Annotated in this window: 27 protein-coding genes and 1 pseudogene; 21 read left to right on the top strand and 7 right to left on the bottom strand. The window is 57.6% G+C overall.

The annotated features are described in order from the left end of the window. The first annotated feature begins 28 nt into the window (after nucleotides 1-28). The 11 genes from soxX to PEL8287_RS13025 all read left to right on the top strand — a co-directional run bounded on the left by soxX (nucleotide 29) and on the right by PEL8287_RS13025 (nucleotide 9,974). Nucleotides 29-502, top strand: a complete 474-nt coding sequence (soxX, locus tag PEL8287_RS13075; protein WP_085892951.1) for a sulfur oxidation c-type cytochrome SoxX — start codon at nucleotides 29-31, stop codon at nucleotides 500-502. 42 nt (nucleotides 503-544) lie between these two features. Continuing rightward, nucleotides 545-964: a thiosulfate oxidation carrier protein SoxY gene (gene soxY / locus PEL8287_RS13070; protein ID WP_085892858.1), complete on the top strand. Its 420-nt coding sequence runs from the start codon at nucleotides 545-547 to the stop codon at nucleotides 962-964. A gap of 22 nt (nucleotides 965-986) precedes the next feature. Next, complete coding sequence (gene soxZ / locus PEL8287_RS13065) at nucleotides 987-1,316, top strand: thiosulfate oxidation carrier complex protein SoxZ (protein ID WP_085892857.1); 330 nt, start codon at nucleotides 987-989, stop codon at nucleotides 1,314-1,316. Between the two features lie 24 nt (nucleotides 1,317-1,340). Then, nucleotides 1,341-2,198, top strand: coding sequence for a sulfur oxidation c-type cytochrome SoxA (soxA, locus tag PEL8287_RS13060; protein ID WP_085892856.1), 858 nt, complete (start codon nucleotides 1,341-1,343; stop codon nucleotides 2,196-2,198). A 95-nt stretch (nucleotides 2,199-2,293) separates the two neighbouring features. Continuing rightward, nucleotides 2,294-3,991 carry a thiosulfohydrolase SoxB gene (soxB, locus tag PEL8287_RS13055; RefSeq protein WP_085892855.1) on the top strand — a complete coding sequence of 566 codons (1,698 nt, stop codon included), beginning with the start codon at nucleotides 2,294-2,296 and terminating at the stop codon, nucleotides 3,989-3,991. Nucleotides 3,992-4,017: 26 nt separating this feature from the next. Next, nucleotides 4,018-5,289, top strand: a complete 1,272-nt coding sequence (gene soxC / locus PEL8287_RS13050; RefSeq protein WP_085892854.1) for a sulfite dehydrogenase — start codon at nucleotides 4,018-4,020, stop codon at nucleotides 5,287-5,289. Next, on the top strand, nucleotides 5,273-6,295 hold the full coding sequence (locus PEL8287_RS13045; protein ID WP_085892853.1) for a c-type cytochrome: 1,023 nt from the start codon (nucleotides 5,273-5,275) through the stop codon (nucleotides 6,293-6,295). The genes soxC and PEL8287_RS13045 overlap by 17 nt, the downstream gene beginning before the upstream one ends. 5 nt (nucleotides 6,296-6,300) lie before the next feature. After that, on the top strand, nucleotides 6,301-7,005 hold the full coding sequence (locus PEL8287_RS13040; RefSeq protein WP_085892852.1) for a c-type cytochrome: 705 nt from the start codon (nucleotides 6,301-6,303) through the stop codon (nucleotides 7,003-7,005). 24 nt (nucleotides 7,006-7,029) lie between these two features. Continuing rightward, entirely contained in the window at nucleotides 7,030-8,298 is a 1,269-nt protein-coding gene (locus PEL8287_RS13035; RefSeq protein ID WP_085892851.1) for an NAD(P)/FAD-dependent oxidoreductase, read from the top strand. An 83-nt stretch (nucleotides 8,299-8,381) separates the two neighbouring features. Next, nucleotides 8,382-8,813, top strand: coding sequence for a DUF302 domain-containing protein (locus PEL8287_RS13030; protein WP_085892850.1), 432 nt, complete (start codon nucleotides 8,382-8,384; stop codon nucleotides 8,811-8,813). Between the two features lie 96 nt (nucleotides 8,814-8,909). Further along, a complete protein-coding gene (locus tag PEL8287_RS13025) occupies nucleotides 8,910-9,974 on the top strand; it encodes a YeeE/YedE family protein (RefSeq protein ID WP_085892849.1) in 1,065 nt (354 codons plus the stop codon). A 627-nt stretch (nucleotides 9,975-10,601) separates the two neighbouring features. On the opposite strand, the pseudogene PEL8287_RS13015 reads toward PEL8287_RS13025, so the two are convergent. From PEL8287_RS13015 to PEL8287_RS12995, 5 genes and pseudogenes are all read right to left on the bottom strand, one after another. Then, nucleotides 10,602-10,745, bottom strand: a pseudogene (locus tag PEL8287_RS13015) (IS5/IS1182 family transposase); the annotation flags it as partial. Nucleotides 10,746-10,818: 73 nt separating this feature from the next. Further along, nucleotides 10,819-11,601 carry a dimethylarginine dimethylaminohydrolase family protein gene (locus tag PEL8287_RS13010; protein ID WP_085892846.1) on the bottom strand — a complete coding sequence of 261 codons (783 nt, stop codon included), beginning with the start codon at nucleotides 11,599-11,601 and terminating at the stop codon, nucleotides 10,819-10,821. 15 nt (nucleotides 11,602-11,616) lie between these two features. Next, nucleotides 11,617-13,215, bottom strand: coding sequence for a 5-guanidino-2-oxopentanoate decarboxylase (locus tag PEL8287_RS13005; RefSeq protein WP_085892845.1), 1,599 nt, complete (start codon nucleotides 13,213-13,215; stop codon nucleotides 11,617-11,619). Then, the gene (locus PEL8287_RS13000) at nucleotides 13,212-14,399 is read right to left on the bottom strand and encodes a pyridoxal phosphate-dependent aminotransferase (RefSeq protein ID WP_085892844.1); all 1,188 of its coding nucleotides are present in this window, start codon (nucleotides 14,397-14,399) and stop codon (nucleotides 13,212-13,214) included. The genes PEL8287_RS13005 and PEL8287_RS13000 overlap by 4 nt, the downstream gene beginning before the upstream one ends. Continuing rightward, nucleotides 14,396-15,043 (bottom strand): TetR/AcrR family transcriptional regulator, encoded by a 648-nt coding sequence (locus tag PEL8287_RS12995; protein ID WP_085892843.1) that lies wholly within the window; start codon nucleotides 15,041-15,043, stop codon nucleotides 14,396-14,398. Before PEL8287_RS12995 ends, PEL8287_RS13000 begins: the two co-directional genes overlap by 4 nt. Nucleotides 15,044-15,126: 83 nt before the next feature. Here PEL8287_RS12995 and PEL8287_RS12990 point away from each other — a divergent pair, with 83 nt between their 5' ends. From PEL8287_RS12990 to PEL8287_RS12975, 4 genes are read left to right on the top strand one after another with little or no spacing between them, the layout of a single operon-like run. Continuing rightward, the gene (locus PEL8287_RS12990) at nucleotides 15,127-15,927 is read left to right on the top strand and encodes an ABC transporter ATP-binding protein (RefSeq protein ID WP_085892842.1); all 801 of its coding nucleotides are present in this window, start codon (nucleotides 15,127-15,129) and stop codon (nucleotides 15,925-15,927) included. A 36-nt stretch (nucleotides 15,928-15,963) separates the two neighbouring features. Next, nucleotides 15,964-16,737, top strand: coding sequence for a transporter substrate-binding domain-containing protein (locus tag PEL8287_RS12985; RefSeq protein WP_085892841.1), 774 nt, complete (start codon nucleotides 15,964-15,966; stop codon nucleotides 16,735-16,737). A gap of 9 nt (nucleotides 16,738-16,746) precedes the next feature. After that, the gene (locus tag PEL8287_RS12980; RefSeq protein ID WP_085892840.1) at nucleotides 16,747-17,499 is read left to right on the top strand and encodes an ABC transporter permease; all 753 of its coding nucleotides are present in this window, start codon (nucleotides 16,747-16,749) and stop codon (nucleotides 17,497-17,499) included. After that, a complete protein-coding gene (locus PEL8287_RS12975) occupies nucleotides 17,496-18,269 on the top strand; it encodes an ABC transporter permease (RefSeq protein ID WP_085892839.1) in 774 nt (257 codons plus the stop codon). The genes PEL8287_RS12980 and PEL8287_RS12975 overlap by 4 nt, the downstream gene beginning before the upstream one ends. Before the next feature lie 122 nt (nucleotides 18,270-18,391). On the opposite strand, the gene PEL8287_RS12970 is transcribed toward PEL8287_RS12975, so the two are convergent. Next, nucleotides 18,392-19,990, bottom strand: coding sequence for a phosphoenolpyruvate carboxykinase (locus PEL8287_RS12970; RefSeq protein WP_085892838.1), 1,599 nt, complete (start codon nucleotides 19,988-19,990; stop codon nucleotides 18,392-18,394). A gap of 133 nt (nucleotides 19,991-20,123) precedes the next feature. After that, the gene (locus PEL8287_RS19810) at nucleotides 20,124-20,348 is read right to left on the bottom strand and encodes a hypothetical protein (protein ID WP_139837796.1); all 225 of its coding nucleotides are present in this window, start codon (nucleotides 20,346-20,348) and stop codon (nucleotides 20,124-20,126) included. Here PEL8287_RS19810 and PEL8287_RS12965 point away from each other — a divergent pair. The 6 genes from PEL8287_RS12965 to PEL8287_RS12940 are packed head-to-tail and all read left to right on the top strand — an operon-like array spanning nucleotide 20,347 to nucleotide 24,842. Beyond that, nucleotides 20,347-21,048: a response regulator transcription factor gene (locus tag PEL8287_RS12965; protein WP_085892837.1), complete on the top strand. Its 702-nt coding sequence runs from the start codon at nucleotides 20,347-20,349 to the stop codon at nucleotides 21,046-21,048. The genes PEL8287_RS19810 and PEL8287_RS12965 overlap by 2 nt on opposite strands. After that, a complete protein-coding gene (locus PEL8287_RS12960; RefSeq protein ID WP_085892836.1) occupies nucleotides 21,048-22,757 on the top strand; it encodes a sensor histidine kinase in 1,710 nt (569 codons plus the stop codon). The genes PEL8287_RS12965 and PEL8287_RS12960 overlap by 1 nt, the downstream gene beginning before the upstream one ends. A gap of 29 nt (nucleotides 22,758-22,786) precedes the next feature. Then, entirely contained in the window at nucleotides 22,787-23,212 is a 426-nt protein-coding gene (locus tag PEL8287_RS12955) for an HPr kinase/phosphorylase (protein WP_085892950.1), read from the top strand. Between the two features lie 12 nt (nucleotides 23,213-23,224). Next, nucleotides 23,225-24,136: an RNase adapter RapZ gene (rapZ, locus tag PEL8287_RS12950; RefSeq protein ID WP_085892835.1), complete on the top strand. Its 912-nt coding sequence runs from the start codon at nucleotides 23,225-23,227 to the stop codon at nucleotides 24,134-24,136. Nucleotides 24,137-24,158: 22 nt separating this feature from the next. Beyond that, complete coding sequence (locus PEL8287_RS12945) at nucleotides 24,159-24,551, top strand: PTS sugar transporter subunit IIA (RefSeq protein ID WP_085892949.1); 393 nt, start codon at nucleotides 24,159-24,161, stop codon at nucleotides 24,549-24,551. 12 nt (nucleotides 24,552-24,563) lie between these two features. After that, on the top strand, nucleotides 24,564-24,842 hold the full coding sequence (locus tag PEL8287_RS12940; protein ID WP_085892834.1) for an HPr family phosphocarrier protein: 279 nt from the start codon (nucleotides 24,564-24,566) through the stop codon (nucleotides 24,840-24,842). Nucleotides 24,843-24,846 lie beyond the last annotated feature (4 nt).

Here is a 24,846-nt window from a genome sequence, read left to right as displayed (position 1 = left end):
AAATTTTGAATGTGTTATGGGAGGACGCATGAAAAGATCCATCATCACCGCCATTGCTCTGGCCTCGACGGCATTTGCCGTTTCGGCGGGCGAGATCGCGCCGACCGAAGTCAGTTTCAGCGACGGGACTGTTGCGGAATCGCTGACAGGCGTTCCGGGTGATCGCGAAAGCGGTCGCGAAATTGTCGGCAGCAAGAAACTGGGCAATTGCGTTGCATGCCATCAGGTCAGCGACCTGAGCGACGTGCCGTTCCACGGCGAAATCGGCCCGTCTCTTGATGGTGCCGGTGATCGCTGGACCGAAGAAGAACTGCGCGGCATCGTGGCCAACGCCAAGATAATGTTTGAAGGCACCATGATGCCGTCGTTCTACAAAACAGAAGGTTTCATCCGGCCGGGCAATGCCTACACCGGTGAAGCGCCGGACGATACGTTTGGCCCGATCCTTACCGCACAGCAAATCGAAGACGTGGTTGCCTATCTGGCAACCCTCAAAGAGTGATCGTTCGCCGCATGCGGTGAACAAGACCAGGAGAATTCAGACATGAAACTGACCAGACGTGACGCGTTGGTTGTGGGGGCAGGGGCCTTTGTGGCGCTTGGCCTGCCTTTGTCGGCATCGGCCGGTTTGGGCGAAGATGCCATTGCCGCCTTTACCGGTGGGGCCGAAATGGCCGATGGCGGTATTACTTTGACCGCCCCCGAGATTGCCGAAAACGGCAATACTGTTCCGATCGAAGTTGATGCCCCCGGCGCGAGTGAGATTTTGGTTCTGGCGATGGGCAATCCGACACCCAGTGTCGCGACCTTTAAATTTGGGCCTCTGGCTGCATCGCAGGCTGCCTCTACACGTATCCGCCTGGCGGGGACGCAGGACGTTGTGGCTATTGCCAAGATGGCCGACGGCTCGTTTGCGAAGGCATCGGCGACAGTCAAGGTAACAATCGGCGGCTGCGGCGGCTAAGGCATTCGAGGAGAATTAAGATATGGCTTCAGGTGTAAAACCCCGCGTCAAAGTACCTAAATCGGCTGCCGCCGGTGACGTGATCACCGTCAAAACGCTGATCAGTCACCAAATGGAATCGGGTCAGCGCAAAGACGATGATGGCAACATCATCCCGCGTTCGATCATCAACCGCTTTACCTGCGAATTTAACGGCGAACTGGTCGTTGATATTACGTTGGAGCCGGCGATTTCGACCAACCCTTATCTTGAGTTTCAGGCCAAAGTGCCCGAGGCCGGTGAGTTCCACTTCACCTGGTACGACGACGATGGCTCGGTCTATGAAACGACCAAAAAAATCGCGTTGAAATAAGGGCAATCGTCAGGGAGGACGATAATGACAAGAACAAAACTGATTTCTGGCCTGATTGGCGCAACACTGCTTTCCACCGGCGCAGCGTTTGCTGATCCGGTGGACGACAATCTGATCATCAATGAAGAGATTGAAATTGTAACCCGCACAGCAGCACCGGCCCATCTGGCCGACGCGCTGGACGAGGTTATGTCGGGCTGGCTTTTCCGGGGCACTGAAACCCGGGCAATGGAGTCTGATGACTTTGACAATCCCGGCATGATCTTTGTGGAAAAAGCAATGGATAGTTGGGAAACGGTTGAAGGCTCAGAGGGCAAATCCTGTGCCAGCTGTCACGGCGATGCAGAAGAAAGCATGAAAGGCGTGCGCGCCGTCTATCCCAAGTGGAATGATGCCGCCGAAGAGGTCCGCACCCTTGAGATGCAGATCAACGATTGCCGCACCACGCGTATGGGTGCCGAAAAGTGGAAATACACCGGCGGCGACATGGTGAACATGACGGCGCTGCTGGCATCCGTTTCACGCGGGATGCCCATTAATGTGGCAATTGATGGCCCGGCACAATCGACCTGGGAAGACGGCAAAGAGCTGTATTATACCCGTACCGGTCAGTTGGAACTGTCCTGCGCAAATTGCCATGAAGACAACTATGGTAAGATGATCCGCGCGGATCACCTGAGTCAGGGTCAAATCAATGGGTTCCCGGCATACCGGTTGAAAAATACCAAGTTGAACTCGGTCCATGCCCGGTTCAAGGGCTGTGTACGTGACACACGCGCTGAGACTTATAAGCCCGGCAGCCCCGAGTTTGTGGCGCTTGAGCTTTATGTCGCTTCGCGTGGCAACGGTTTGTCGGTCGAAGGGCCGTCTGTCCGAAACTAAAATCTGAAACCCCCGCCCGGTTTGACCGGGCGGGGGTTTCTTTATCACAAAACATTCAAAAAGCCGCATGTATATACGGTACGGAGAGACTTCAGATGATTTCACGGCGTGATTTTCTTCAGACAAGCATGGCGGCTTCGGCCATTCTTGGGGCCTCTTCTTACGGGCAATGGGGGCGGTTGGCCGCGCAACAGGCACTGACGCAGGACCAGTTGCTGCAGTTCGATACGTTTGGAAATGTCTCTCTTATCCATGTGACGGATATTCATGCGCAGCTGAAACCGATCTATTTCCGCGAGCCTTCGATCAATCTTGGCGTTGGCGACAATAAGGGGCAGGTGCCGCATGTCACCGGCGCCGATTTCCGCAAGCTTTACGGCATCGACGACGGCAGCGCATCGCATTACGCGCTGAGTGCCGGGGATTTCAACGCGCTGGCGCAGGCGTATGGCAGGGTCGGCGGACTGGACCGGATGGCGACGGTGATTAATGCTATCCGTGCCGAGCGGCCCGATGCCCTGTTGCTGGATGGCGGCGACACATGGCATGGCAGCTATACCTGTTACCAGACCGAAGGCCAGGACATGGTCAACGTGATGAACGCGCTGAAACCCGACGCGATGACCTTTCACTGGGAATTCACGCTTGGATCGGACAGGGTGAATGAGATTGTCGCGGGTCTGCCATTCGCCGCTCTTGGCCAGAATATTTTTGACGCCGAATGGGATGAACCGGCCGAATTGTTTCCGCCCTACAAGTTCTTTGAGCGCGGCGGCGTCAAGATCGCCGTGATCGGGCAGGCATTCCCCTATATGCCAATTGCCAATCCCGGCTGGATGTTCCCCGAATACGCCTTTGGTATCCGCGACGAGAACATGCAGGAAATGGTCGATGAGGTGCGCGGGCAGGGTGCGGAACTGGTTGTGGTTCTCAGCCACAATGGCTTTGACGTAGACAAGAAGATGGCCAGTATCGTGACCGGCATCGACGTGATCCTGTCGGGCCACACCCATGACGCACTGCCTGAACCTGTGTTGGTGGGCGAGACGATTATCATCGCGTCGGGCAGTAACGGCAAATTCGTCAGCCGCGTCGATCTGGATGTGCGCGACGGGCGGATGATGGGCTTTCGCCATAAACTGATCCCGATCTTTTCGGATGTGATTGAACCTGACGCCGAAGTGGCTGCCGTAATTGACGAACAGCGCGCGCCTTACATGGACCAACTGACCGAGGTGATCGGGCAGACGGATTCGCTGCTCTATCGTCGCGGCAATTTCAACGGCACATGGGATGATCTGATCTGCGATGCGCTGATCTCTGAACGTGAGGCCGATATCGCCCTGTCACCCGGAGTGCGTTGGGGGCCATCGATCCTGCCCGGCCAGGATATCACCCGCGAGGATATCTGGAACGTCACCTCGATGACCTATGGTCAAGCGTACCGTACGGAAATGACTGGGGAATTCCTGGGTGTGGTGTTGGAAGACGTGGCAGACAACCTGTTTAACCCTGACCCTTATTATCAACAAGGGGGCGACATGGTGCGCACCGGGGGGTTGGGGTATCGGATTGATATCACCAAACCTCAGGGCAGCCGCATCACCGAAATGACCCTGCTGAAAACAGGCGAGGCGATTGATCCGGCCAAGACCTATCAGATTGCGGGCTGGGCCAGCGTGAACGAAGGCACCGAAGGCCCGCAGATCTGGGATGTGGTCGAAAGCCATATCCGCAAGCAGGGCACCGTCACTGTTAAACCCAATACCAGCGTCAAAGTTGTTGGCGCCTGAAGTCTAGCTGAAAGGAGGCATGTGAGATGTCCAAGACCTTCACAGGCAAACCAACGTCGCGACGCGCGTTTCTGCGCGGCACGGCGGCGGCTGCGGCGGGGGCCATTACGGCCGGGGCCGCAAAGGCCGAAACACCTGACCCGCTGATCACCGAAGTTCAGCCATGGGCCAATGGCTTTGGTGACGGTGTAGATGCCACGCCCTACGGGCTGCCGATCGAGTATGAAAGCGACGTCATACGCCGCAATGTGGAATGGCTGACCGCCGATACGATCAGTTCAATCAACTTCACACCGATCCATGCGCTGGATGGGACAATCACGCCGCAGGGCTGCGCGTTCGAGCGCCACCACTCGGGTGCGATTGAACTGAGCAAGCAGGACTACCGCCTGATGATCAACGGCATGGTCGATACGCCGCTGATCTTTACCTACGCCGATCTTGAGCGGTTTCCGCGCGAAAACCACGTTTATTTCTGCGAATGCGCGGCCAACACCGGCATGGAATGGGCCGGTGCGCAATTGAATGGTGCACAGTTCACGCATGGTATGATCCACAATATGGAATATACCGGCGTGCCGCTACGCACACTGCTGGAAGAGGCCGGCTATGACACTGCTGGCAAGTGGATATACGTCGAAGGCGCTGATGCGTCATCGAACGGTCGCTCAATCCCGATGGAAAAGGCGCTGGATGATGTGCTGGTCGCCTTCAAGGCCAACGGAGAGGCGCTGCGTAAAGAACATGGCTATCCCGTACGGCTGGTTGTTCCCGGCTGGGAAGGCAACATGTGGATCAAATGGTTGCGCCGGATTGAGGTCATGGAAGGCCCCGTGGAAAGCCGCGAGGAAACCAGCAAATACACCGATACGCTGGCTGATGGTATCAGCCGCAAATGGACTTGGGCGATGGACGCGAAATCGGTCGTGACCTCACCCAGCCCGCAATCGCCCATCACTCACGGAAAAGGGCCCCTGGTGATCACCGGATTGGCGTGGTCAGGTCGCGGTGCAATCAAGCGTGTGGATGTCAGCAAAGATGGCGGCAAGACATGGGAAACCGCCCGTCTGGCCAAGCCCGGCGAGAAGATGGCACTGACGCGGTTCTATCTGGATACCGAGTGGGACGGCGAAGAAATGCTGCTGCAATCCCGTGCGATGGACGAAACCGGCTATGTTCAGCCGACCAAGACACAGCTGCGCGAAGTCCGTGGTGAAAACTCGATCTATCATAACAACTGTATCCAGACCTGGTGGGTCCGCCCGAACGGGGAGGCTGAAAATGTCGAAGTTTCTTAAATCAACCACGCTGATAACGGCGTTTGCCCTGACGGCCAGCCCGGTTCTGGCCGAAAAGTTTGGTCTGGGGCGCGCGGCACTGCCTGAAGAGATTGCTGCATGGAACCTTGATGTCAGCCCGGATGGCAGCGGCCTGCCCGAAGGGTCGGGCGATGTGCTGACCGGTGAAGAGGTGTTTGCCGAAAAATGTGCCGCCTGCCACGGTGATTTTGCCGAGGGCGTGGGCAACTGGCCCAAATTGGCTGGCGGGCAGGGCACATTGGCGGATAAGGACCCGCTGAAAACCGTGGGATCCTACTGGCCCTACCTGTCGACCACATGGGATTACGTCAACCGGTCGATGCCGTTTGGCAACGCACAAAGCCTGACAAATGACGAGGTTTATGCGATTGTTGCCTATATCCTCTATTCCAACGATCTGGTTGATGAAGATTTTGAACTGTCGCGCGATACGTTCCTGGACGTGGAAATGCCCAATGCAGAGGGCTTTATCGTCGATGACCGGATCGAGGCAGAGCATGCAATCTGGACCGGTGAGCCCTGCATGGAAAACTGCAAGGATAGCGTGGAGATTACCATGCGTGCGCTTGTGCTGGATGTAACGCCGGAAGAAGAAGGCGCTGAGGCCGAGGTTGTTGAACCCGAGCCCGTGGAAGAAGCGGCCGCCGCAACTGAAGCACCTGATCCCGAATTGGTGGCTGCGGGTGAAAAAGTATTCAAGAAATGCAAGTCCTGCCATCAGGTAGGCGACGGGGCCAAGAACCGTGTGGGTCCGCAGTTGAATGGTATCTTGGGACGTGCTGCAGGTGCTGTGGATGGATTCAAATATTCAAACGCTTTGATGGAAAAAGCCGATGAAGGTCTGAGCTGGAACTCTGAGACCCTGGCCGAGTTTCTCGCCAAGCCAAAGAAGTACATCAAAGGCACAAAGATGAGCTTTGCCGGTTTACGCAAGGACGAAGATATTGCCGCGATTGAGGCCTATCTTTCGACCTTTGCCGAATAGGTAGAATGCGGATCGCTCGATACCTGAACATAGCCTTTGCCGCTGTCCTGGCGGCAGGGGCAGCCCACGCCGAACTGGCGGGCGATGCCGAGACTGGAAAAGAACTGTTTGATGTTTGCAGCGGGTGCCACGAGATTGGCAACGGCGCGCAAGACAGTATCGGGCCACACCTGAATGGGCTGTTTGGTCGTCGGGCCGCGACCCACGAAGGATTTGCCTATTCAAAGTCGATGCAGCGTGCGGGCGTTGACGGGCTGACGTGGACGTTCGAAACACTGGACGCCTATATCGCCAACCCGCTGGCATTGGTTTCGAAAACACGGATGAGCTTTCCGGGATTGGATGATTCGCAGGAACGGGCCGATCTGATGGCTTACTTGCGGATGTTTTCCGATAACCCTTCAAATATTCCCGAGGCCGAACCCACCGCGCGCGGCACCGACCACGATGTTGATCCGGCCATTCTGGCCCTTCAGGGCGACCCGGAATATGGTGAATACCTTTCGACCGAATGCCTGACCTGCCACCAAAGTGATGGTAGCGCGCAGGGCATTCCGTCGATTACCCGTTGGCCCGAAGAAAACTTTGTCGTGGCCATGCATGCCTACAAGAACAAATTGCGTCGGCACCCTGTCATGCAAATGATGGCGGGGCGCCTGTCGAACGAGGAGATCGCATCGCTGGCGGCCTATTTCAAAGACCTCGAATAGCCGGGGCATTCAGGGAGAAGAATAATGAAGCTGAACAGACGCTTATTTATCGGCACAGGCGCCGCAGCTGCTGTCAGCCTTGCCGCACCTGCGGTGATGGCTGATGGCCACGGCAAACCCCGCGTTGTGGTGATTGGGGGGGGCGCAGGCGGTGCCACGGCCGCGCGCTATATCGCTAAGGACAGCAAGGGTGCCATCGACGTTACATTGGTTGAACCTTCGCGGACCTATTTTACCTGCTTTTTCTCCAACCTTTACCTGGGGGGATTCACCGACCTCGAGGATATCGGCCACACCTATGGTACGCTGGCCGCAAAATACGGCATCAACGTTGTGCATGACTGGGCTGTGGACGTGGACCGCGATGCCAAGACGGTTGCGCTGGCCGGTGGCAGCACGCTGAAATACGACAAGCTGATCCTGAGCCCCGGCATTGATTTTGTCGACGGCGCGGTTCCGGGCTGGGACGTGTCTGCACAAAACAAGATGCCCCACGCTTACAAGGCAGGTTCGCAGTCTGAATTGCTCAAGGCACAGATCATGGCGATGCCCGAAGGCGGCACCTTTGCCATGGTGGCCCCGCCCAACCCTTATCGTTGCCCGCCGGGGCCGTACGAGAGGGTGTCGATGGTGGCGCACGTCCTCAAACAGAACAATCCCACGGCCAAGATCCTGATCGTCGACCCGAAAGAAAAATTCTCGAAACAGGCGCTGTTCGAGGAAGGCTGGCAGCATCATTACGGCGGCATGATCGAGCGGATCGGCCCGGATTTCGGCGGTGACAATGTCAGCGTGAACCCCGAGGCCATGACAGTTGATATCGACGGCTCCGAAGAAAAGATTGATGTCTGCAACGTCATTCCGGCGATGAAAGCCGGGCGCATCGCAGATATGGCAGGTGTGGCCGATGGCAACTGGGTGCCTGTGAATGCAGCGGATATGAGCAGCAAGGCGGATGCGGATGTGCATGTGCTGGGCGATTCTGCCGCGCAGGGCGATATGCCCAAATCCGGCTTTGCTGCCAATTCCCAGGCCAAGGTCTGTGCCATGGCGGTGCGTGGTGCGCTGACCAGCTCCAAGGTGTTTCCGGCCAAGTTCAGCAATACCTGCTGGTCGCTGATTGATACCGACGACGGGGTCAAAGTAGGAGCGACCTATGAGGCGACAGATGAAAAGATCGCCAAGGTTGACGGGTTCATTTCTCAGACCGGCGAAGACGCGGCAACGCGTAAAGCTACCTACGAGGAATCCGTAGGTTGGTATGCCGGGATCACTGCAGACATGTTTGGCTGAACCCAACCGGTGGCGAATTGATCCAGCGCAACGCCCGCACCGAAAATATCTGTCTGAATGAAAGTTATGAGAGGAGAACCATCATGAAAACCAATTTCCTTGCGGGTGTCATTGCCCTGATGGCCGTCCCTGTGTTCGCGGGTGACGTTGCGACGGTCTATAAGTTTGATGGCGCGTTTGAAGATGCCACATTTGCCGTTGAAAACGCAATTGTCGGGCATGGCCTGGTCATCGATTTTACCAGCCATGTTGGTGAAATGCTGAACCGTACCGCAGCTGATGTAGGCAGCGACGTTGAGGTGTTTACAGCGGCTGACATCTTTTTGTTCTGCTCGGCTCAGCTGTCGCGCGAAGTGATGGAGGCCGATGCAATGAATATCGTGCATTGCCCCTACAAGATATTCGTAACCGACCGGGGCGGCGATGTTGAAATCGGCTATCCCAACTACCCTGATGGCGTGATGCAAAAGGTGCAGGCCCTGTCAGATGAAATTGTGAAAAAGGCAATGGAATAAGGCTTTGGTGCCTGGTTCCGAGGTTGCTGCTTGACAAAGGTCAAAGCGATTTTGGCGTCCTGCCGCTAGGGTCTGGCGATCCGGAAAGGATGGCATATGCTGGAAAGTTTTATTGACCGTTTCGGTGATGGGGCGGTGCTAATGTTGGCCGGGGCCTTGGTTGGCGTGCTCTTCGGTGCGGCGGCGCAGCATTCGCGATTTTGCCTGCGCGCGGCCTCGGTCGAGGTCAGCGAAGGCAGTTTTGGCCCGCGTCTGTCGATATGGTTGATCGCGTTTTGCACTGGGGTTGCCGCCGTGCAGGGCGCGATCTGGCTTGGCTGGCTGGATGTGTCGCAGGCACGTCAGCTGGCGACCACCGGCTCTATGTCGGGGGCGATCATCGGCGGCCTGATGTTTGGCTGCGGGATGATCCTGGCCCGGGGTTGTGCCAGCCGATTGCTGGTGTTGTCGGCCACGGGCAACCTGCGGGCCTTTGTGACAGGGCTGGTTCTCACGTTAGTGGCGCAATCATCGCTGCGGGGTGTTTTATCGCCCGTGCGCGAGGTGCTGGCGGGGCTGTGGCTGGTTCCCGGAGGCGAAGCGCGCAGCCTGCTGTCACAGATCGGAATGGGGCATGGGATGGCAGCGGGAATTGCGTTCATCGTGCTTTTTTTCTCTTTTTTCCTTGCGTTTAGCAGGCAAGTTCCGATCGGTGAGGCAGTTGCTGCAGCACTTGTTGGGATGGCCGTGGCGTTGGGATGGTTGCTAACTTATGCCATCGCGGAGACCTCGTTTGAGGTGGTGGCGGTCTCGTCCGTCACATTCACCGGCCCATCTACGGATACGCTGATGGGGCTGGTCAATAGCACCGATCTGCCGCTTGGTTTTGGCGTGGGGCTGGTGCCGGGGGTATTTATCGGGTCGGCGGTGATGGCGCTGTTCAAGCGCGAGGCAAAAATCCAGCGTTTTGGCGCAGATACGCCGATGGAGCGCTATCTGATCGGGGCTGTTCTCATGGGTTTTGGCGCGATGCTGGCAGGCGGTTGTGCGGTGGGTGCAGGCATGTCGGGAGGGGCGATATTTGCCACTACGGCCTGGGTAGCGGTTTTCTTCATGTGGGTGGGGGCGATGGCCACAAACCTATGCATGGGCCGCGCCGCGCTGCGGATGGCTCCGACCTGAGAGCGTACAAAGCGTACGAAACGTACGTGGATTTCGTACGCGATCTGGGTGGTTCTGGGAACAGAGCGTACGTTTTGTACGAAATCCGGCATTTGGGACCAAGCCGCAGGGCAGGGCTGTTCGTGGTTTTTTGAAATGCTTGACCAGAAAGTTGGCAGCCCAAACTTTTTGTGGCTGGCCACTTTCGGCCCTTTTTACCGGATGCCCCCGGCAGGGATTTTGGGGCAAATTGCGGAAACCAGCCCTTGGGCCGCAGCAAAGACCTGTAACATCGGGGTGTTTCAAATTGGGCTCATCAACAGACCCTGCCTAATCTGTTCAGCAGAACGTGCAGATAGCCAGGTGTCGAACGTCAGGTGATTTTGACCTTCACGCCACCAAGTGACCCAAAATGGAAAACCGGACGTTTGCGCATGGCGGGTTTGAATAAACGACTGCTTTCCCAAAACACGTTAGTGAACGGCAACATGTAAGGGCTTATGCGCCGCCGGTCCACACCGGCCATTCAAGCACGATGCAGCGAATTTGGGCAGAGAGCCGATTTCGTTGAAAAAGTCTTTGATTTCGGCAGGCTGGTTTGAGGTATCGGTTTGATTTCGTTCAGATGTCTAAGGCGTAACCGTCGGTTCAACCTGCGGCGGGCAGTATTGGCTTGAGCTTTGCCAGTTTCCGGAGGTTTTGGGCGGTGGCTGCGAGGGTAAACTCGTCTTGAACGCCACATGGGCCGCGCAATCGGAGCCGTCCCAGGCCGAGGATGCGTTTGAGGTGGGCGGCATTTTTTAGCCCTGGACCGATTGAAAGTATCCTTACCACCAAGTCCCGCCACACCACCTATTCTTGGCCTTCAAAATCTCAGCGATAAACACGACATGCCGCCGTCAAGCTTGCTGCATTCTGAATTGTTGATCTGAACCACATCATATCCGGCATTGCTCAGCATTTCTGCGGTGCGCGGAAATCCTGCAGGACAGATCACGTATTGGTTGAACCGGATGCTGTTGGCTGCTGCCTCTTCGCCGTCGGCGACGTGCAGAACGTTGTAGCCTTCAAAACAGCCTGACGCCTCCAGCCGTTTGGTCGACAGGATAGTGTCTGCATCCAGCAGCGAACAATCGGTCTTGAAATGCAGCACACCCGGCGGGGTGAACACCTCGCGCAGGCTATGGCCCCAATCGGCAAGGATTCCGGCCAGTTCGGCCACCCCGGCGGCATCGGTGCGGTCAGAGCGGCCTACCAGAACCTCGCGCCCTGTCACCAGAATATCGCCCCCTTCAATATGCCCGGGGCCGCTGATCTGGCGGATATCCTCATAGACCGCCCGAAGCGCCGGTTCCATTTCGGCCACTTCGCCCATTCGGCTGGGGGCGCCGGGGCGCATCATCACCGCCCCCTGCGGCAGGCACAGGGCCGTATCTTCGACAAAGACCGCGTCGGGATAAGCCTCGAGCGGCGGCAATTCGATCACCTCGGCCCCGGTTTCTTTCAGCGTTGCCACGTAATGCGCGTGATCGGCCAGCATCTGATCCAGATCGGGCGTGCCGATATCTTCGGCGCGCAGCCCATTGATGATGCTTGCCGAGGGGCGGCGGGTGACTGCGCGGGAAAATTCAAAACTTGGGTTGGTCATCAATTCCTCGTTGGATCAGTTGCCGTGGGACAGGTTGGGCGCCCGGATTTCGATCAGGGTTGGCCCTGCTTCGCGCGATGCGGCCTTTAGCGCGCTGGCAAATCCATCTGTGTCAGGCCCGCAACGCCAGAACGGCATGCCACAGGATTGGGCCACACCTGCGAAATCCGGCGGGGTTGGATCACAGCCCACAACTGTTACGCCCACGGCCTGCATCGAGGTGGCAATTTCCTGATAGCCGTGATTGTTCCAGATCACGAAAATGATCGGCAGCTTCTCGTCCACGGCGCACATCATCTCGGGCAGGCTGAACTGTGCACCGCCATCCCCTGCGATGCAGATCACCGGGGTATCGGGGGCGGCCAGTGCCGCACCTATGGAAGCCGGGATGCTATAGCCGAGCGCGCCAAATCCGGTGGCCGCGTTGAACCACCCGCCGGGGCGGTCATGGTCATAATAAAGGTTGCCCGCATAGACCGGATAAGTGGAATCGCCCACGATTACTGCCTCTGGAACTGTATCGCGCAGGGTGTTCAGCATTTCGTTGAGGGCCCGCATTTCCGTCCCGATTTCCTCAAAGGCACCGCTGCGCGTTTCGGCCGCCCGGGTGGCGCCACCTGTGTCATTGGTGCGGGGTTCAAGGCGTTTGTTCAGGGCTGTCAGCGCCGCCGAGGCTTCGCCAACAATTGCAACTTCAGCCGGATGGCGCGCCAGCTGATCCGGGCACAGATCGACCCGGATCAGTGTTTGCATCACAGGCATCGTGCCGGTGGCGTACATATCGTAATCGGTCGGGCCCAGCTCGGTGCCGACGGCCAGAACCACATCCGAGGCTTTGATCAGATCCCGAACAGCATTCAGGCTTGGGCTGGCGGGTACGCCAAGTGGGTGGTCATACAGGATACCGCGGGCATTCACTGTCTGCACCACCGGGGCATCCAGTTTTTCCGCCAGTTCACGGACCTTCTGTGCCGCGTGGCGTGTGCCGCCACCGGCCAGAACAACCGGCGCTTTTGCGTTGTTCAGCAAAGCGGCGGCCCGAATGATCAGATCGTCATCAGGGGCGGCAATCGCAGGAACGCTTGCAGTGATTGTCCGGGTGGCCATGTCTGCGCCCGCCACATCCAGCGGTATCTCGATATGGGTCGGGCCGGGACGGCCGGATTGAAATGGCGCAAAGGCGCGGCTGAGCGCCGGGGCCAGATCATCCGCGCCTTCGATCCTTTCAGACACCAGCGCCACGGTCCGCGCCATCGCCTGTTGATCCGGCAGTTCGTGTAAATGACCCAGACCTTTGCCCAGACTGGCCAACTTATTCACCCCTGACACCACCAGCATCGGAATACTATCGGCGCGTGACTGCCCCATCGCTGTCAGCGTATTAGCCAACCCCGGCCCGGTGATCACAAAGGCTATGCCGGGCTTGCCCGACACCCGGGCATAGCCATCGGCCATAAACCCCGCCCCCTGTTCGTGGCGGGGCGTGACATGTCGAATACCCGAGGCCGCCAATCCGCGGTAAAGCTCGACCGTGTGAACGCCGGGAATACCAAAAACTGTATCGACGCCGCGTTGGGCCAACTGGGCCACCAGTGCTTCTCCGATGCTTGTCATGCGATTTCCTTTTCTAACAGGCTGGCGTGTTTAATGATCCGGTCGCAGGCAGCGTCAAAATCGGCGTCATCGACCGTCAGCGCGATGCGCACCCAGCTGTCCAGCGTCTCACCAAAAGAAGCACCGGGCATAACGGCCACACCGCCATGTTCCAACAGGTGCAGGGCATAGTCGTTGCCGTTCAGTCCCGTGGCGCTGACGTCGATCATGGCAAACATCCCGGCCTGTGGCTGGTGTACTTTCAAGGCGCTTTCCTGCGACAAGCGCCGTTCCAGCAAATCGGCACGCGCGGCATATCGTGCGCGCATGCCCGGTGCCACGGTTGAACCGTCGCGTATCGCCTTTTCGGTCATGTCGGCAATAAAGGGCTGATTGCCAAAAAGCATGGTTTCCGACAAGGGCAGCAGCGCTTGGGTAAAAGCTTCGGGCCCCACGCACCAGCCACTGCGAAACCCGGGGGCGGCGTGGGATTTCGAGATCGAAGACACCACAATCACCCGGTCGGCCAGTTCGGGCCGCGACAGCGGAGAAGTAAAAACAGAGCTGTCGAAAATCAGCTCTTGGTACACTTCGTCTGAAATGATCCACAGGTCATGTTCAACCGCCAGAGCGCCAACCGCGTCAATATCAGCCGCCGTCAGAACCGAGCCGGTGGGATTATGCGGTGTTGTCAGAAGAATGGCGGTTGTCCTTGGTGTGATCCGTGCGGCAATATCCTTGGCGTGGATGCGAAACCCGTTTTCCGGGCGCAGCGGCACAGGGATCATATCGGCACCGCTGGCGCGGATCACGCCCTCGTAGGTGGCATACATCGGATCACCAACCAGCACCTCGCAACCCTCTTCGGCCACGCCCATCAGAACGGCAAAAAGCGCGGTCTGCGTGCCCGGGAAACACAAGACCTGATCGGCGGTGATATCGCGTCCCGCGCTACGGGTATATTGTTCGGCCAGAGCGGCCCTTAACCCGGCCTCACCCCGCCCGCTGGAATAGGTGGTCCGGCCCCGATGCATCGCGTCGGTTGCCGCATCTATCAGCGTATCGGGTGTAGGCACATCCGGTTCACCAATGGTCATTTCGATGATGTCCCGGCCCTGTGCCACCAGATCTTTGGCTTTCAGGTAAACCTCCCATTTGGCGCCACCCAGGCCTGCCAGACGTTTTGTGATTGCTGTGTGTTTCATGTCTGGCCCTCTGCCGCTTCCAATTCCACGCCGATAATCGCACCAACCGATCTGAGCCCGATCCGGGGCAACTCGCCTGGTTCAAATGCACCGGGCAAAGCACCGCCTTCCATCCACAGCCCGTCGATGACGGCATTGCAGGCGATCGCCAGTTCCCGCAGGTGCTGCGCTGTGGTGGTGATCTTTGCCTCTTTCAGGGCGTCCGCGATCAAAACCTCAAGCCGGTCGCGGAAGTCATGATAGGTTTGCTCGTGAATGGCCTGCATCCGTGCATCTTCGCGAACCTTGTTCAGAAAGCTGGCCCACAAAGAGACCGACCTGGAATCAAGTACAGGCGGTTTTAATCCCGCTTCGACAAAGGCCGCCAATCGCAGCCTGCACGAGGCATGAGCCGTGGCACTGCGGGCTGCGGTCAGATTGGTCATATGTCTCATGTGGTGCTCATAAGCCGCTGTGATCAGGTCTTCTTTTGACGAAAAATGATGACGGATCAGGCCCTGGGTAACCTCGGCGCGTTTGGCGATCTCGCGCACGGTCGCCCCCCGCACGCCCTTTTCGGCAATGAGGGACAGCGTCGCCAGAATCAGCGCCTCTTTGCGCTGTTCAGCGGGCTCGCGCCTGAATTTTGGAGCGTTTTCAGTCACCGGGCGTCTCGTTTCGTTTAATTATACACTTGCATAATTACTGAATGCACGCATAACTACAACCCGGAAAGCAGGGAAATCCGATGGCAACAGCAGATTCGATAGCCGCAACAATGCAGTCGCCCGATACACAGGACGAAGCCATCTGCGTCACTGATCTGCATAAATCCTTTGGTGCGCTTGAGGTGCTTAAAGGGCTTTCGCTGACCGCCCATAAGGGCGACGTCGTGGCCATCATTGGCGGCAGTGGTTCGGGCAAGTCCACCTTCCTGCGTTGTATAAACTTTCTGGAAACACCCACGTCCGGGCAGATCGTCGTCAGTGGCGAAGAGATTCAGATGCGCCCCGACGGTTCGCCAGCGAACCGACGCCAGATCGAACGTGTCCGCACCCGCCTTGGCATGGTGTTTCAGGCCTTCAACCTGTGGACACACCGTACCCTGCTGGAAAACGTGATCGAGGTACCGGTTTATGTGCTGAAGGTTCCCCGAGCAGAGGCAATTGAAAACGCCAAGGTCCTTTTGGATCGGGTTGGGCTGGGTGAAAAGGCCGATACTTTCCCGGCTTTCCTGTCCGGAGGCCAGCAACAGCGCGCCGCCATTGCCCGTGCACTGGCGGTTGATCCCAGTGTGATGCTGTTTGACGAACCCACCAGCGCACTTGACCCTGAACTGGTCGGCGAAGTGTTAAACGTGATCCGTGATCTGGCCGCCGAAGGGCGCACCATGCTGCTGGTCACCCATGAGATGAAATTCGCCCGCGAGGTGGCAACTCATGTTGTTTACCTGTTCGAGGGCAGGATCGAAGAACAAGGCCCCCCAGCCGAATTGTTCGGCAATCCGAAATCAGCACGACTGAAACAATTTCTGAAAACAGTCGGCTAAATGAAATCAACCAAACCAAAAAACGGGAGAAGACCAATGAAACTCAAGAAACTACTGATTGCCAGTCTGGCAACCGCGGTGCTGGGCACAAATGCCGCCACCGCCGAAGAAGTCAAGATTGGTATAGCCGCTGAACCTTACCCGCCGTTCGCCTCGTTGGATTCATCGGGCAAATGGGTCGGCTGGGAGATCGAGGTGATTGATGCGGTCTGTACCGCCGCCAAACTTGATTGTGTGATCACGCCGGTGGCCTGGGATGGGATTATCCCGTCGCTGACCGGACAGCAAATTGATGCGCTTATGGCATCAATGTCGATCACCGAAGAGCGTCAGAAAACCATCGACTTCAGCGATCCCTATTACAACACGCCTGCCGTGATCGTGGCTGACAAATCCATGGATATCTCGGCAACTCCAGAATCGCTGGCGGGTAAGATCATTGGCATTCAGGCCTCGACGATCCATCAGGCCTATGCGAATGCCTATTTTGGTGACGCTGCCGAAATTCGCGTTTATCAGACCCAGGACGAGGCCAATCAGGACCTTGTTTCCGGCCGGATCGACGCCACACAGGCAGACAGCATTGCCATGGCAGATTTTGTCGGAACCGACGCTGGCGCCTGCTGCGAGATCAAAGGCCCGGTCACCAATGACGAATCCATCCTTGGTCGCGGCGTCGGTGCCGGTGTCCGCAAGGGCGACGATGGGTTGCGCGAAAAACTGAATGCGGGCATTGCCGCCATTCTGGCTGATGGCACCCATGCCGAGATCACCTCGCGGTATTTTACCACCAGCATCTACAGCGAATAAGGTCAGGACTTGGACCTTATCCTCGAAACGCTTGGTCTGGCCAAAAGCGCGGAACTGTTGTCGCTCAGCCCTCCGGGGTGGGGTAGCAACCTTCTGCGCGGTCTGGCTAATTCATTGCAGATCGCCTTTGGGGCGTTTGGCTTTGGTTTGGTGATCGGGTTGTTCGGGGCGTATGGCAAGCTTTATGGCGGGGTGGTCATGCGTGACCTCCTTGCCATTTACACAACCGTGATCCGGGCGGTGCCTGAACTGGTGCTGATCCTGATCCTGTATTACGTCGGCACCGATCTGATCAATCAGGCGTCGCAGGCGATGGGATATGGCCGGGTTGAAATCAGCGGTGTTGTCGCGGGTATCTGGGTGCTGGGCATCGTTCAGGGTGCGTATTCAACCGAGGTTCTGCGCGGCGCTATTCAGGCCGTGCCGCCGGGCCAGATCGAAGCGGCGCGTGCCTTTGGCATGCCGCCCCTGATGCTGATGCGCCGGGTTACAATCCCTGCAATGATGTCTTTTGCCACGCCGGGGCTGGCCAACCTGTGGCTGATTGCTACCAAGGACACCGCCCTTCTTGCCATCGTGGGGTTTAGTGAACTGACGTTGGAAACCCGTCAGGCTGCGGCCAGTACCCGGGCCTATTTCACCTTTTTCTTAGCCGCAGGCGCGCTTTATCTGATTGTCACGCTATGTTCGGGCGCGGTCTTTGCCCGGATCGAGAAATGGGCGCGGCGGGGGCAACGCTCTTTAAGGAGCGGCGAGCGATGATCACCTGGCGCGCCCTTATGCAGCCCCACCGGATTGTCCTGATGGCGCTTTTCATCGGGATGATCATCTGGTGTGCCGTCGCACTCAGGTGGGATTGGATTCCGCAATATGCACCGCTGGCGATACAGGGGCTGTGGCGGACAATCTGGATTCTTGTTGTCACCACGGTTCTGGGCTTTCTGCTGGCCATCCCGCTGGGCCTCGCCCAGGCGGTGGGGCCGTGGTACCTGTCGGCGCCCGCACGCATTTTTTGTACCGTCATTCGTGGCACGCCGCTGCTTTTGCAAATCTGGCTTCTCTATTACGGGCTGGGCTCGCTCTTTCCGCAAATCCCGTGGATACGCGGAAGCGAACTGTGGCCCTACCTGCGACAAGCCTGGCCCTATGCGGTGCTGGCCCTGACGCTGTCTTATGCGGGGTACGAAGGCGAGGTCATGCGCGGCGCGTTTTCTGGCGTGAACAAAGGCCAGCTTGAAGCGGCAAACGCCTTTGGCATGCCACGTTTCACCATGTTCCGCCGTATCTGGCTGCCGCAGGCCATCCGCAATGTATTGCCCACCCTGGGTGGCGAAACCATCCTTCAGCTCAAGGCGACGCCGCTGGTGGCAACGATCACGGTGGTCGAGATTTATTCGGTGTCGTCGCGTGTGCGTTCGGATACGTTTATTGTTTACGAACCGCTGCTGTTGCTTGCCGTGTTCTACATGATCATCGCCGGGATAATCACCCTGATGTTCCGGCGTATTGAAAAGCAGGTGCCAGGCCGATAGCGGCACCCGTTTTCTGCCAGCGAAATTTGCTTGGCGGCCGTTCAGGAGATTTCGACAGGTTCTCACAGATTGGGTGCGCATGTCTGCGCACCCTGTGAAGTTGTGCAGGATCGAACCGTACGTCAGCCGATGGCGGCGGCTTTGACGTCGTCGTCGATGTAGGGCAGGTACTGTTCGAAGTTGTCAGAGAACATCTGCACCAGTTTGGCGGCCTGACGGTCGTAGCTGTCGGGCTTGTCCCAGGTGCGGCGGGGGTGCAGCAAAACCTCGGGCACGCCAGGAGCATTGACGGGAACGTCAAAACCGAAATTGGGGTCCGCACGGAAATCCACTTTGTTGAGCGAGCCGTCAAGCGCGGCGGTCAGAAGGGCGCGGGTGGCCTTGATCGGCATCCGACTGCCGGTGCCGTAAGCACCACCGGTCCAACCGGTGTTGACAAGCCAGCAGGTGGCACCGTGCTTGGCGATCTTGTCGCGCAGAAGGTTGCCATACACCTCTGGCCGGCGCGGCATGAAGGGAGCGCCGAAGCAGGTTGAGAATGTTGGCTCGGGCTCGGTCACGCCGCGCTCGGTTCCGGCGACCTTGGAGGTGAAGCCGCTGAGGAAGTGATACATTGCCTGCGCGGGGGTCAGCCGGGCGATGGGGGGCAGCACGCCAAAGGCGTCACATGTCAGCATGATGATGTTTTTGGGATGGCCGCCAATCGCCGATTTGGATGCGTTCGAGATATAGTGCAGAGGATAGGCGCAACGCATGTTGGCCGTCAGGCTGTCATCTTCGAAATCCAGTTCCAGAGTTTCTTCGTCATAGACCATGTTTTCAATGACGGTGCCGAATTTTGTAGTGGTGGCGTAAATCTCGGGTTCGGCCTCGGGGTTAAGGTTGATCGTCTTGGCATAACAGCCACCCTCAAAATTGAAGGTGCCACGTTCAGACCACCCGTGCTCGTCATCGCCGATCAGCGTGCGTGACGGGTCAGCCGACAAGGTAGTTTTGCCAGTGCCCGAAAGACCAAAGAAGATGGCGGTGTCAACCGGGTTGCCATGGGCATGGTTGGCCGAGCAGTGCATCGGCATGATGCCTTTTTCGGGCAGCAGGTAGTTGAGCAGCGAGAAGATCGATTTCTTGTTTTCACCGGCATATTCAGTGCCGCCGACCAGGATAATCTTACGGTCAAAGTTCATTGCGATGACGGTTTCGGACCGGCAATCGTGCTTTTTTGGATCCGCCTTGAAGCTGGGGCAGTTGATCAGGGTGAAATCGGCGACGAAATCATCCAGGTCTTCGCGGTCTGGACGGCGCAGCATGGTGCGGTTGAAAAGACCGTGCCATGCCAGTTCGGTGATCATGCGGACATTGATCGCATGGGCCTGATCAGCGCCACCTACAAGGTCTTCCACGTAGAAATCCCCGCCCTGCATATGGGCGATCATGTCGGTATAAAGCGCATCGAACCCTTCGGGAGACATCGCTGCGTTGTTTTCCCACCAGATGGTATCGGCAACACTGTCTGTTTTCACGACGTGTTTGTCTTTGGGTGAGCGGCCGGTGAATTTGCCGGTGGTGACTAGGAACGTCCCGCCACGGCCCAGTTTGCCCTCGCCATTCTTGATTGCGGCTTCGATCAGGGCCGGTTCAATCAGGTTGTAGTAGACATTTCCCAGACCTTTGATGCCTTGATCTTCCAGCCGGAATTGCGGGTTTACCCGTCCAAATGTCATGCGTTTCAAGCTCCTGTCGCATTTTGCCGGGGCGGTGCGAGGTGTCAGTGAGCACCGGTGTGTAATGGTACACCGCCCTTTATCGGCCTCTTAGCATGACGCTTATCGAAAAGAACAGGACGGTTTGGCGCAGTTAGCGCAACCAAGCGTAAGTTAGCGCAACCACCGCCGGGTTAGCGGAAACAGTAGAGAATGTCGCTGCAAATTGTGAGTCAATTTGGCCATATCCAACTTGTTTTGTCGCAAACTGCGGCGCGGAAAGACGCGAATCGCACTTTTGGATTGATTGTAAAGCCTGAAAAAGCGCATAGTGGGCGGAAAAATAACGCAACAAGAGCAGTATAAGGATAGTTGCCATGTCTAGGATCGCCCTGGTGGACGATGACAGGAATATTCTGACGTCCGTCTCTATGACCCTTGAAGCCGAGGGTTTTGAAGTGGAAACCTATAATGACGGTCAGCAGGCATTTGATGCCTTTAGCAAGAAACTACCAGATATGGCCGTGCTGGATATCAAGATGCCGCGTATGGACGGGATGGACCTGTTGCAGCGGCTGCGGCAGAAATCGTCGATACCGGTTATTTTCCTGACGTCGAAAGACGACGAGATTGACGAGGTTCTGGGTCTGCGCATGGGCGCCGACGATTATGTGAAAAAGCCGTTTTCGCAGCGTCTTCTGGTGGAGCGGATCCGGGCGCTGTTGCGCCGTCAGGAAGCCATCGCGGGCGATGTCGTGGGCGATACCGAAGAAACAAAGGTGATCGAGCGTGGGGATCTTCGGATGGATCCTTTGCGCCATTCGGTGGGCTGGAAAGGTCAGGATGTAGCGCTGACCGTGACGGAATTTCTGTTGCTTCAGGCACTGGCGCAGCGGCCTGGTTTCGTCAAAAGCCGCGATCAGCTGATGGATGTTGCCTATGATGATCAGGTTTACGTCGATGACAGGACAATCGACAGCCATATCAAACGGCTACGCAAGAAACTCAGAATGGTAGATCCAGAGTTCTCGGCCATTGAGACGCTTTATGGAATTGGTTACCGATATAACGAAGACTGATGGCTTTGGCCGAGAGGGTCAACGTGCGTAATAATGCGCATCGAAAAGACGGCGACGTTGTCCTGGGGGATGATTTTGTAGCGCCAGATAATATTGTCGAACACGAGCTTCGTGTCCGACGCGAAGGGCGTGGGTTTTTCTCACTCAGGGATTCATCCCTGACGCGCAAGATCATCACGTTCAATCTGATCGCCCTGAACGTTCTGGTTGCGGGTATCCTTTATCTCAATTCGTCTCGGGACAGTCTGGCGCTGCAAAGGGCCAACAGCCTGATCAATGAGGTCGATCTGATCGCCGACGTGTTTGAGGTACAGATGCCGGACGGCGCACCTGTTAATCTGATCACCGGAGACGGGATTAACATCGCCGAGACTCTGGCCCGGCTAGATGTTCAGAAAGGCGTTGAAGTTTTCATCTTTGATGCGGACGGGACGCTGGCGGGAAAGGTTGTCGGAGAGGCGGCCCGCTATGGCAGCCAGGCAGAGCCAAAGCCGACGATCATTACCGATGCTCTGAATTCTGTCTGGTCCAAAGCTTCATCGCCTTTCACCTCGGCGTCGTCGCGTCGTGACCGGATCAGCATCGAAAAACAGGTGCAGGGGATGGTAGAGCGTACGATCGCAAGCGGGACTCAGGTTGAAACCGGGGAAATCTCGAAGGGGACGGTGTTTTCCGTTGCCTCTCCGATTCTTCAATCGGGCAAACCGGTGGCCGTGGTGGCCCTGGCCAGTGTGACCGGTGAGATCGACAATCTGGTCCGGTCGGAGCGCGAGCGGGTTTTGCAGATGTTTGTCATTGCCACGCTGGTTTCGATTGGTCTGAGCCTCATACTGGCCTCGACCATCGCCAATCCGCTGTCGGATCTGGCGTCAGCGGCTGAAATCGGTGGTGATCGTAATCAGGGCGGGTCCGCAGGGCGCGTCCGAATCCCCGACCTGACAGCTCGGCCTGACGAGATCGGGCGGCTGAGTGGCGCGCTGCGCGGCATGGTGTCGGCGCTGTATGACCGTATTGACAGCAATGAACAATTTGCGGCCGACGTGGCCCATGAGATCAAGAACCCGTTGGCCAGTCTGCGCAGTGCCGTCGGAACCATGCGCGTGGCAAAGCGCGACGATCAGCGCGAGAAGTTGTTGCAGGTGATCGAGCATGACGTACGCCGTCTGGATCGCCTTGTAAGTGATATTTCCAACGCGTCGCGACTGGACAGTGAGCTGGTCAAGGAAGAGCAGGAGTCATTTGATCTGATCAGTATGCTGCGCAACCTGGGCCAATATCTGGGTGAAGAAGCCGATAACAAAGGCATTGATTTCATCACGGATTTTCCAAAAGAGCCGGTGGTGATCACCGGGCTTGAAGCGCGGCTTGCGCAGGTTTTCGTCAACCTGATCACCAATGCAATCAGTTTCTGTGATGAAGGGGATGCGATCCGGTTGTGGGCGCGCAAACGGGATAACCGGGTGCTGGTTGTGGTCGAGGATACCGGGCCGGGCATTCCCGAGCAGGCGCTGACCAAAGTGTTCCAGCGGTTCTATTCCGAGCGGCTTGAGGGCGATTTCGGCAATAACTCGGGCCTTGGCCTGGCAATTTCCAAGCAGATCGTCGAAGCGCATGATGGCGTGATCTGGGCCGAGAATATTCGCCCGACCGATGCCGATCCCACGTCAGACCCGCTGGGCGCGCGTTTCGTCGTGGGCCTGCCGACCTGAGCCGAATGTGGCCGGGTAAAGACAAGAACATGGATCGTGGCGGTACTATCCTGCATGCGTCCTGTGTGGCGGTGGATGGGTGCGCGGTGTTGATACGCGGGGCCTCGGGACAGGGAAAATCAGGGCTGGCGCTGCAGCTTATGGCCTTGGGCGCCGAGCTGGTGGCGGATGACCGCACCCGGGTATGGCCTGAAGGTGCGGCAGTGATGGCGGATGTTCCAATGTCCATCCACGGAAAGATCGAGGCGCGCGGTGTTGGCATTCTGGCAGCCCGGCCTGCGGGGCCGTGCAAGGTTACCCTTTTGGTAGACATGGACAGGCCCGAAACTGAACGCTTGCCGCCTGAACGGCAGGAAGATTTGCTGGGGGTCAGTCTGCCGGTTATCAGAAAATCGGAATTCCCCCATTTCCCTGCCGCAATCCTGCTTTATCTAAAGAACAGACGTCTTGCCTGAGGAAACAAAACTATGCAGACCGCTGTCGCCAATCGTTTGGTTCTGATCACCGGCCCGTCGGGGGCAGGACGGACCACGGCCATTAGGGCGCTGGAAGATATGGGATATGAGGCGATCGACAATCTGCCCCTGTCGTTGTTGCCGCGGCTGCTGGACGGGCCGGGGCCGGAAAAGCCCCTGGCCCTGGGAGTGGATACCCGGAACCGGGATTTCTCGACCGCGGCGCTAATCGAGGCGATTGACCAGATGGGGGGCCGGGCGGATGTACCGATGCAGGTGCTGTATCTGGATTGCAGTGCGAATGTACTGCTGCGCCGGTTTTCAGAAACCCGCCGCCGTCATCCGCTGGCCCCGGCGGAAAGCCCCGGCGTGGGCATCGCACGCGAGTTTGATCTGCTGGGGCCGATCCGGGCCAGAGCGGATGTTCTGGTGGACACATCTGAAATGTCCCCGCATGATCTGCGCGCCGAGCTGGAGCACTGGTTTGCGCCACAGGGCGGGCGGCAACTGGCGGTATCGGTGCATTCGTTTTCCTTCAAACGCGGTTTGCCCCGGGGGCTGGACATGGTGCTGGACAGCCGCTTTTTGCGTAATCCCTACTGGGAGGAAACGCTGAGGCCTTTGGACGGGCGCGATGACGCGGTGGCAGACTATGTCCGTCAGGACCCGCTGTTTCAGGCGTTTCGCGATAAGGTGAGTGACCTGGTGGGCCTGCTGCTGCCGGCCTACCAGGCCGAAGGCAAGGCCTATCTTGCGATCGGGTTTGGATGTACCGGTGGGCAGCATCGTAGCGTCGCAATGGCAGAAACTTTGGCCAAAGCCCTTGCAGATGGGGGCTGGCAAGTGTCAATAAGACACCGCGAGCTGGAAAGGCGCGGGGTGACGGAGACCAACGTGACACCACCCAAGGATGGCGGCACGTGAGGATGTTGGGAGTAAGACGTCTGTGATCGGTATTGTGATCGTGGCCCATGGCGGACTGGCCCCGGAATATCTGAGGGCCATAGAACATGTGGTTGGTGTGCAACAGGGGATCCGCGCAATCGTGATCGAGGGTGACCACGATCGGACTGAAAAGCAGGAAGAAATCTGTCGCGCCGCCAATGAGGTGGACAAGGGGGATGGCGTGGTGATTGTGACCGATCTGTTTGGTGGCTCGCCGTCGAATCTGGCGCTGCGTGCCTGCCAGCCCGAAAATCGCCGGATCCTTTATGGGGCCAACCTGCCGATGCTGATCAAACTGGCGAAAAGCCGCCATTTACCGATTTTGGATGCCGTGCGTGCAGCGCTGGATGCGGGGCGTAAATATATAGACAGCCACAATGTGTCTGCAGAATAGTTAGAAGGTCCTATGACAGATAAGATTGTGCGGCAGCTGAAGATTGTGAATGAAAAAGGTCTGCACGCCCGGGCGGCGGCCAAACTGGTGGAAGTTGTCGAAGGATTTGACGCAACGGCAGAAGTGTCGCAGAACGGCCAATACACCGGCGCAGACAGCATTATGGGGCTTTTGATGTTGGCAGCGTCCAAAGGAACAACTATTGACGTGCAAATCTCGGGGCCGGATGCGGTTGCGCTGGCCGATGCGGTCGAAGCGCTGGTGGCAGACCGGTTTGGCGAGGACATGTAAAAGC

The organism is Roseovarius litorisediminis (genome assembly GCF_900172295.1).
Taxonomy (GTDB): Bacteria; Pseudomonadota; Alphaproteobacteria; order Rhodobacterales; family Rhodobacteraceae; genus Roseovarius; species Roseovarius litorisediminis.
Note: the sequence above shows the minus strand (reverse complement) of the source record. Positions and strands in the feature narration are given on the sequence as shown.